This window comes from Arthrobacter sp. ISL-69 (assembly GCF_018613775.1).
Taxonomy (GTDB): Bacteria; Actinomycetota; Actinomycetes; order Actinomycetales; family Micrococcaceae; genus Arthrobacter.
Map to the genome: position 1 here is coordinate 101722 of NZ_JAGGPO010000026.1, position 8409 is coordinate 110130.

General features: G+C 64.7%; 7 protein-coding genes and 1 pseudogene. 4 read left to right on the plus strand and 4 right to left on the minus strand.

The genetic code is table 11. The annotated features are described in order from the left end of the window. Window positions 1-25: 25 nt before the first annotated feature. From sufD to J7I79_RS18930, 3 genes are read right to left on the minus strand one after another with little or no spacing between them, the layout of a single operon-like run. Window positions 26-1312 (minus strand): Fe-S cluster assembly protein SufD, encoded by a 1287-nt coding sequence (sufD, locus tag J7I79_RS18920; protein WP_214955803.1) that lies wholly within the window; start codon window positions 1310-1312, stop codon window positions 26-28. Then, a complete protein-coding gene (sufB, locus tag J7I79_RS18925; protein ID WP_214955805.1) occupies window positions 1312-2775 on the minus strand; it encodes a Fe-S cluster assembly protein SufB in 1464 nt (487 codons plus the stop codon). Before sufB ends, sufD begins: the two co-directional genes overlap by 1 nt. Further along, on the minus strand, window positions 2775-3620 hold the full coding sequence (locus tag J7I79_RS18930; protein ID WP_214955807.1) for a metalloregulator ArsR/SmtB family transcription factor: 846 nt from the start codon (window positions 3618-3620) through the stop codon (window positions 2775-2777). The genes sufB and J7I79_RS18930 overlap by 1 nt, the downstream gene beginning before the upstream one ends. 115 nt (window positions 3621-3735) lie before the next feature. Here J7I79_RS18930 and J7I79_RS18935 point away from each other — a divergent pair, with 115 nt between their 5' ends. Genes J7I79_RS18935 through J7I79_RS18945 form a run of 3 tightly spaced genes read left to right on the plus strand, consistent with a single transcriptional unit; the run spans window position 3736 to window position 6411 of the window. Then, window positions 3736-4704, plus strand: a complete 969-nt coding sequence (locus J7I79_RS18935) for an ABC transporter ATP-binding protein (RefSeq protein ID WP_214955809.1) — start codon at window positions 3736-3738, stop codon at window positions 4702-4704. Beyond that, window positions 4701-5459, plus strand: coding sequence for an ABC transporter permease (locus tag J7I79_RS18940; protein ID WP_214955811.1), 759 nt, complete (start codon window positions 4701-4703; stop codon window positions 5457-5459). Before J7I79_RS18935 ends, J7I79_RS18940 begins: the two co-directional genes overlap by 4 nt. 7 nt (window positions 5460-5466) lie before the next feature. After that, entirely contained in the window at window positions 5467-6411 is a 945-nt protein-coding gene (locus J7I79_RS18945) for a COX15/CtaA family protein (protein ID WP_214955813.1), read from the plus strand. Between the two features lie 300 nt (window positions 6412-6711). Here J7I79_RS18945 and J7I79_RS18950 read toward each other — a convergent pair whose 3' ends face one another. Then, complete coding sequence (locus J7I79_RS18950; protein WP_214955815.1) at window positions 6712-7671, minus strand: heme o synthase; 960 nt, start codon at window positions 7669-7671, stop codon at window positions 6712-6714. 437 nt (window positions 7672-8108) lie between these two features. On the opposite strand from J7I79_RS18950, the pseudogene J7I79_RS18955 reads away from it, so the two are divergent. After that, window positions 8109-8409 (plus strand): annotated as a pseudogene (locus J7I79_RS18955) (transketolase); the annotation flags it as partial.

Sequence of the window (8409 nt, forward strand, 5' to 3'; positions counted from 1 at the left end):
GTCCTGTGTTCTCTGGTGCTGCGCACTAGTTGTTCGTTGCCGCGAGTTCGCGCTCAACGGATGCGATGAGGCGCTCTTCGATGGCCGGCACCTTGATGTGCTGGATGATTTCGTGCAGGAATCCACGGACCACGAGGCGGCGTGCCACGTCTTCCGGAATACCGCGCGCCATCAGGTAGAACAGGTGCTCGTCGTCCAGGCGGCCGGTGGCGCTGGCGTGGCCGGCACCCTTGATCAGGCCGGTCTCGATTTCGAGGTTCGGAACGGAGTCCGCCCGTGCGCCGTCGGTGAGCAGCAGGTTGCGGTTCGCCTCGTAGCTGTCGGTGCCCTCTGCCTCCTTGCGGATCAGGACGTCACCAACCCAGACGGCGTGGGCGTTGCGGCCCTGGAGTGCGCCCTTGTAGAGGACGTTCGACTTGCAGTTGGCCACTGCGTGGTCAACGAACAGACGCTGCTCAAGGTGCTGGCCGGCGTCGGCGAAGTACAGGCCGAGCATTTCAACTTCGCCGCCGGGGGCGGTGAACCGTGCCGACGGGGTGACGCGGACCAAGTCGCCGCCGAGGCTGACCACGATGTGCTTGAACTTGGCGTCGCGGCCGATTTTGGCCTGCTGTGACGAGGCGTGCACGGCGTCGTCGTCCCATTCCTGGAGCGAGATGACGGACAGTTCCGCGCCGTCCTCAACCACGATTTCCACGTTCTCGGAAACAACGGCGCTGCCGTGGTGGTCCAGGACCACTACGGACTTGGAGAACTTCTGGGCAACGATCACGAGGTGCTGCGCGGACGCGTCCGTTCCCTGACCGGTCAGGACAACGTTGATTTCACCGTCAGCCTCGAACTCCGCCGGAACGGTGATGACCGTCGCCTCGCTGAAGTTTTCCCAGGCGTTGGCGGACACGCGGTCCTCGGGGATGGCTGCGGTGCCGATGCGCTTGTCATCGCGGCCAACAGTCTCAACAGTGACGGCGTCCGGTGCGGTAACGCTGACCGAAGGAGCCGTGCCGTTGAGGACAGCCGAGTGGAGTCCGCGCAGGCGCTTAAGCGGGGTGAACCGCCAGTCTTCCTCCATGCCGGTCAGCGGCTTGAAGTCCGCCAGCTTGTAGGAGGTGAGGCGGCCGGCGCGTGAGCTGTCCGGAATGCCGACGCCGCCGCCGTGGGAGTGGCTCTTGACGGCCTCTCCCGCGAGCGGAGACTTGGACTCGGCGGAGTTTATGGGCGAAAGGCTTTCGCCTTCCTCGGTGAAGCCGTTGATGAACGGCTGGGCTGAGGGCGCGCCGATGCGGGCCTTTTCAGTAGTGATGTCAGTCATTAACCGACCGATCCTTCCATCTGCAGTTCAATCAGTCGGTTCAGCTCGAGGGCGTATTCCATCGGCAGTTCACGCGCAATCGGCTCGATGAAGCCGCGGACGATCATCGCCATGGCCTCGTCTTCGCGCATGCCGCGGGACATCAGGTAGAACAGCTGCTCTTCGCTGACGCGCGAAACAGTCGCCTCGTGTCCCATGACCACGTCATCCTCGCGGATGTCGATGTACGGGTAGGTGTCCGAACGGCTGATGGTATCCACCAGCAGCGCGTCACAGCGGACCGTGTTGGCCGAGTGCTTGGCGCCTTCGCGGACCTGTACCAGGCCGCGGTAGGCGGCACGGCCGCCGCCGCGGGCAACCGACTTGGAAATGATGGAGCTCTTCGTGTTCGGTGCGATGTGCACCATCTTGGAGCCCGTGTCCTGGTGCTGGCCTTCGCCGGCGAACGCGATGGACAGGGTTTCACCCTTGGCGTGCTCGCCCACGAGGTAGACGGCCGGGTACTTCATGGTGACCTTGGAGCCGATGTTGCCATCGATCCATTCCATGGTGGCGCCCTCTTCGCAGATGGCGCGCTTGGTGACCAGGTTGTACACGTTGGTGGACCAGTTCTGGATGGTCGTGTAGCGGACGCGGGCGCCCTTCTTCACGATGATCTCCACAACGGCGGAGTGCAGCGAGTCCGAGGTGTAGATCGGTGCCGTGCAGCCTTCGATGTAGTGGACGTAGGAGTCCTCGTCGGCGATGATCAGCGTGCGCTCGAACTGGCCCATGTTTTCCGTGTTAATGCGGAAGTAGGCCTGCAGCGGAATATCCACGTGGACGCCCTTGGGAACGTACACGAAGGAACCGCCGGACCAGACGGCCGTGTTCAGCGAAGCGAACTTGTTGTCGCCCACCGGGATGATGGTGCCGAAGTACTCCTGGAAGATCTCCGGGTGTTCCCGCAGCGCGGTGTCCGTGTCCAGGAAGATGACGCCCTGTTGTTCCAGGTCCTCGCGGATCTGGTGGTAGACAACCTCGGACTCGTACTGCGCGGCGACGCCGGAGACCAGGCGGCTGCGCTCGGCTTCCGGGATGCCCAGCTTCTCGTACGTGTTCCGGATGTCCTCGGGGAGGTCTTCCCAGGTAGCGGCCTGCTTCTCAGTGGAACGCACGAAGTACTTGATGTTGTCGAAGTCGATGCCGGAGAGGTCTGCACCCCAGGTGGGCATGGGCTTACGGTCGAAGTACTTAAGGCCCTTGAGGCGAAGGTCGAGCATCCATTCCGGCTCGTTCTTCTTGGCCGAAATGTCCCGGACGACTTCGTCGTTGATGCCACGACGTGCGTTGGCGCCGACATCGTTCTTGTCGGCCCAGCCGTATTCATAGGTGCCAATACCGTGAAGCTCGGGATTCTTCTCCAGAATCTCCGAAATCACAGTAGTTTCAGCAACCTTGTTCTCTGATAGTTGGTCCGTCATCACGGCCTTTCTTGCAGATGGTTGGATACTTCGCCCAGGCTGTCCGTGGTGTGTCCGGGACCGTCGGGCCCCTTGGCGGCCGGACGGCCTGTAGGAATGTGGGTGGTGCAGACGTGACCGCCGCGTGCCAGCGTGGACAGCCTGCGCACGTCAACGCCGACGAGCCGTGAGAACAGCTCGGTTTCGACGTCGCAGAACACGGGGAACTTGGTGGCCAGCTGCTGGATGGGGCAGTGCCCCTGGCACAGCTGGACGCTGGAGAGCGCTGCCGGGAGCGGCGCTTTGGCTTCAATGGAGGCTGCGGAGGCCACGAACCCGTCACGGCTCAACGCTGCGGACAGTGCCTGCGCCCGTGCGGTTATATCCGGTCCGGCGGCGTCGATCTCCGGCGCATAGCGGCGTTCCATCTCGGCGAAGCGCTCGACCGCGAACTCCCGGACCGCGTCGGGTCCGGCGATCTCGCCAAGGCGCTGCAGGGCCAAGCCGGCAATATCAAGGTAGTCATCGCCAAGCGATGACTGGCCTTGGGAGCTGAGGACGTAGCGCCGAGCCGGGCGTCCGGCGCCGGCACCTGCCCTCGCCACACGCTTGACTTCGATCACGCCGGTGCGCGACAAGTGGTCCAGGTGGCGGCGGACGGCTGCGGGGGTGAAGCCCAGCAGGTCACCGAGCTCGGCGGCGCTGACCGGCCCGTGCTCCAGCACGGCGCTCAGGACACGGTCCCGCGTGCGCTCGTCCGAGTCAACAGCGGCCACGTGCGGCGCCGACGTCGACGGCCGGACCGAACCGGCGGCGCCAGCGGGCGCGTCGGACCCGGTTCGGGGCGCAGAAAGTCGAGTGCTCATGGAATACACAACACAATCATGTCGTAATTTACTCCTTCGTACCAGTAAGGCGAGGCTGACCTACGGTCACATCCGGGGCGGGGCCCGCGCGTACTACATCGCGTAGAATGCTTTGGTGCGATCTCCCGATTCCCCCGTCCTGTCCATCACCGGACTCATTAAGGACGTTGGCCCGCTGGCCTCCCTTGACGGCAAGATGCTCCGGGTGGTCAGCGGAGTCTCCCTCGCCGCCGAACGCGGACAGGTCACCGCCCTGCTGGGAGCCAACGGCGCCGGCAAGACTACCACCATCGAATGCGCGCAGGGGCTCCAGCGACGGTCCGGAGGTTCGGTCGCTTTGCTGGGCCAGGACCCCGACACCGCAGGCGCCGAGCTCCGTTCCCGCGTCGGCGTCATGCTCCAGGACGGCGGGCTGCCACCGTCGGCCCGTCCCATTCCGCTGCTGAAACATATCGCCGGAATGTACCGGGATCCGTGGCCCGTCGATGAACTGATCGAGCGCCTCGGCATTGACACCTTTAGCCGGACCACAGTCCGGCGGCTCTCGGGCGGCCAGCGGCAGCGACTGGCCCTTGCAGCGGCACTGGCGGGGAACCCCGAAGTCCTGTTCCTTGACGAACCCAGCGCTGGCCTGGACCCGCAGTCGCGGCAGCTGGTTTTCCAGCTGATTTCCGAACTGCGGGACGCCGGCATGGGAATCGTCCTGACAACGCACCTGATGGACGACGCCCAGCGGCTGGCTGACTATGTCTACATCATCGACGCCGGCAGGAACGTCGCCGAAGGCACGGTGGCGCAACTGCTGCAGCGGAACATCAGCGCGGACTCCGGCCAGGAACATGTCCGGACGCTGCTCTTCGAGTCGCGGCCGGGCCTTGACTTTACGGGCGTCCTGCCCGCCACCGTCGACGTCCGGGAGGCTCGTGCCGGGAGCTACGCCGTTACCGGGGCGCTCACGCCGGAAGACCTGGCTGCACTGACAGCCTGGTGGGCCGCGCACGGCATTATGCCCGGCTCGATGAGCCTGGAGGCCCGGAGCCTGGAAGACGTATTTTTGGATATTTCGGGAAGGGAGATCCGATGAGCCGGGTCCTCGGCAGCGCCCCCGCCCCGCTGCTCCGCCGCATTCTGCTCCAGGGCAAATACGAAGCGCTGACGATGCTGCGGAACGGTGAACAGCTCATCCTCGCCATCGTCCTGCCCCTGATGGCCTTGGTCGGCCTGACCGTCACGCCGCTGCTTGACGGCCTCGGTGGCAACCGGGTTGATGTTGCTGTGCCCGGCATCCTCGCCCTGTGCGCCATGTCCACCGCCTTCACCGGCCAGGGCATCTCCACCGGTTTCGACCGCCGCTACGGAGTGCTGCGCTTCCTGTCCACCACTCCCCTGGGCCGGACCGGACTGATCGCAGGCAAGATCCTGGCCGTTCTTGCCGTTCTGCTCCTTCAGGTCCTGGTGGTCGGCGCGGTGGCTTTCGTTCTCGGCTGGCATCCGACGACGGCGGGCTGGGCTCCGGCGCTGGTGCTCCTGGTCTTGGGGGCGGCAGCCTTTACTGCACTGGGACTCCTGGTCGCGGGAACGGTCCGTCCGGAAGCGACCCTGGCCATCACCAACCTGCTCTGGATCCTGCTCGGGGCCCTTGGCGGCATCGTGATCCCTGCAGAACGGCTCCCCGGGCCGGCCCGGGAACTGGTCCACTTCCTGCCCTCCGGGGCGCTGGGCGAGGCCCTCCGGGATGCCTTCCTCACAGGCACCTTCAATGGGGGCGCCACCCTTATCCTGCTGCTCTGGACGGCACTCGCCGGCGCAGCAGCCATCCGTTGGTTCAAGTGGAATTGAGAAAACCGTGAGTACGGCATCGCGCCTCCCCCAGATTCTCGGACGGATGACGTCCAAGCTGCCCGTAACGGTTGATGGGACCGTTCGCCGGCTGGCCGTCCTGTCGCTCATCGGGCAGACGGTGCTCGTTGTGACCGGCGGGGCCGTCCGCCTCACCGCGTCCGGACTCGGGTGCCCCACCTGGCCCCGCTGCACGGACGTGTCCCTGGTCAATACTCCCGAAATGGGCATCCACGGCTTCATCGAGTTCGGAAACCGGCTCCTGACGTTTGCTTTGGCGGCCATTGCGGCCCTCATGCTGGTCTACTTGTGGAACCTCCGCAAAGAGCGCAGGGACCTCTTCCTCCTGGCGCTGGGCCTGCTGGCGAGCATCCCGGCGCAGGCCGTCATCGGCGGTATTACGGTACTCACCCAGCTCAATCCCTGGGTCGTGGGACTCCATTTCCTGGTATCGATGGCCCTCGTCGTGTTTGCGACCCTGCTGGTGAACCGCGCTTACGGCCGAACTGGCAGGTTCCCCGCCGCCGTTCTTCCTGCCCTGCCGGGCGCCGCACGGCCGGTGATGGCCGCCGTCGCACTCTTTTCCGCCCTGGCCGTGACACTCGGCGTCGTGGTTACCGGGGCCGGCCCGCACGCGGGCGACGCCGACGCCCCCAGGAACGGACTGGACTGGGACCTCTTCTCCCACATCCACGCCGTGCCCGCCTACCTAGTAACAGCGGGCGCCCTCTTCGGCGTGTTCCTCATTTTCCGGGACCGGATCAGAGGCCCGTTCCGTACCGCCGTCCTATTGCTGCTGGGGGTCACGCTGTTCCAGGCCGCCATTGGCTTCACGCAGTACTACAACGGCATTCCCGCACTCCTGGTGGGTGCCCACATGCTGGGCGCCGCGCTGCTCATGAGCGCAGCCACGAACGCCGCCGACGTCGCACGGTTCAGCCCCGTCAAGTAGGACGAGGCCGTGAAGTAGGAGTTAGCCGCTAAGCACGACGGGTTCCGCCAAGCAATACAGCCCCGAGACAAGCACCCCGGCCCGCAGGGACCGGGGTGCTTCTCTTTGCACGGCCAACGCTCTCTCAGATCCTGCGGGCTTTCCACCGACGCTCTCTCAGATCCTGCGGCCCAAAAGGAAACGCTCCTTCACGGTGTGAAGGAGCGTTTCAGGAAAGGCTGCGAAAGCTGAGAGAGCGTTGCCGGTTTTGCCGCAAGAAGTGAGAGAGCGTCCGGAGGGGCGGGACGCGGGGCGGTTGGGTTAGCCCATGATGGCCGAGCCCACAAAGGGATCGACCGCCAGCGCGATGAAGAGCAGGGTCAGGTAGCTGATGGAGCCGTGGAAGACCTTCATGGCGCCCTTGTTGGAGACGTCGCCACCCTGGGCCCGGTTGTAGAGGGCATGCGATTCGTACAGGAACCAGGCGCCGGCCAGGACGGCGGTGGCGGTATAGACCCAGCCCGCTCCGCCGGCGGGAACCAACAGCAGCGAGCACGCCACCATGGCCCAGGCGTAGAGAACAACCTGAACGGAAACAACCTTCGCGCCGGCGATCGCGCCCAGCATCGGCACGTTGGCATTCCGGTAGTCTTCGCCGTAGCGCATGGACAGCGGCCAGTAGTGCGGCGGGGTCCACAGAAAGATCACCATGAACAGCACGATGGCCGGCCATTCCACAGTGTCGGTGACGGCGGCCCAGGCGATCAGTACGGGGAAGCATCCTGCCGCTCCGCCCCAGACGATGTTCTGCGCCGTGCGGCGCTTCAGGATCATGGTGTAGATGACGACGTAGAAAAGGATGGCGCCGAGGCCAAGCCACGCCGACAGCGGGTTCGCGCCGAACCAGAGGATGGCGATGGCGGCGGCGCCCAGCAGCCAGGAGAACACGAGCGCTTCGCGCGGGGTGACCTCGCCGGTGACGAGCGGGCGTTTTTCCGTGCGGTGCATCAGTTTGTCGATGTCACGGTCGATGTAGCAGTTGAACGCGCCGGCACTGCCCGCGGCGAAGGCTCCGCCGACGAGTGTTGCCAGGATCAGCCCGATAGAGGGGAATCCGCGTTCGGCGTAGATCATGGTGGGCAGCGTGCTCACGAGGAGCAGCTCAATGACCCGCGGTTTCGTGAGAGCAAGGTACGCCTTGGCTTTGCGGGCTATCCCAATCTTTCCGGGGAGCCGGGAGGCGTTCAGCGGCGTATCTGTTGTGCTCACGGTGGCAGTCACTCTGTTCTGTCTGGCTGTTCAGTCCGGCTGGTTCTCGCAGCGGCGGGGGCCCAAAGCGGGCCCGCTCCCTCCGGCGGTGGCCTCCGAATATCATACCGTGGCTCTCCGGCCGCCAAAGCCTCCACAATTCCGGCAGGTTAACCGATCCTCACAGGAGCCGCACGACTCGGTGATTCATATAAGAAAATTCAGTCCACTTAGTGAGATACACGCTGACCAGCCCTTGGAATAGGGCTAAGCTATCTGCAGATCAGCACGCAAGGAATGCCCATGGAATGCGCATTCCCGGATTCTCAAACGCGACTGAATGATAGATCAACGTTTCAATGGTGAACGGCTGGTACACACCGCAGCGGCGCCATTAAGCGCGCCTCCGCTGCGGCCTGTCCGTACCACCTGCCGTCAGCACAGAGAGGGGCCCGGTTTTCGTGCCACATTTGGAAGAGCAAGAACTGTCATGGACCAGTTTGGACCAGCGCGCCGTTGACACGGTCCGTATTTTGGCCGCGGATTCGGTCGAAAAAGTTGGGAACGGCCACCCGGGCACCGCGATGAGCCTCGCCCCGGCTGCGTACCTTCTCTTCCAGAAGCTGATGCGCCATGACCCGCGGAACCCGGACTGGATCGGCCGTGACCGGTTCGTCCTCTCCCCCGGCCACACGTCCCTGACGCTGTACATCCAGCTGTTCCTCTCCGGCTACGGCCTGGAACTGAAGGACCTTGAGGCACTGCGGACCT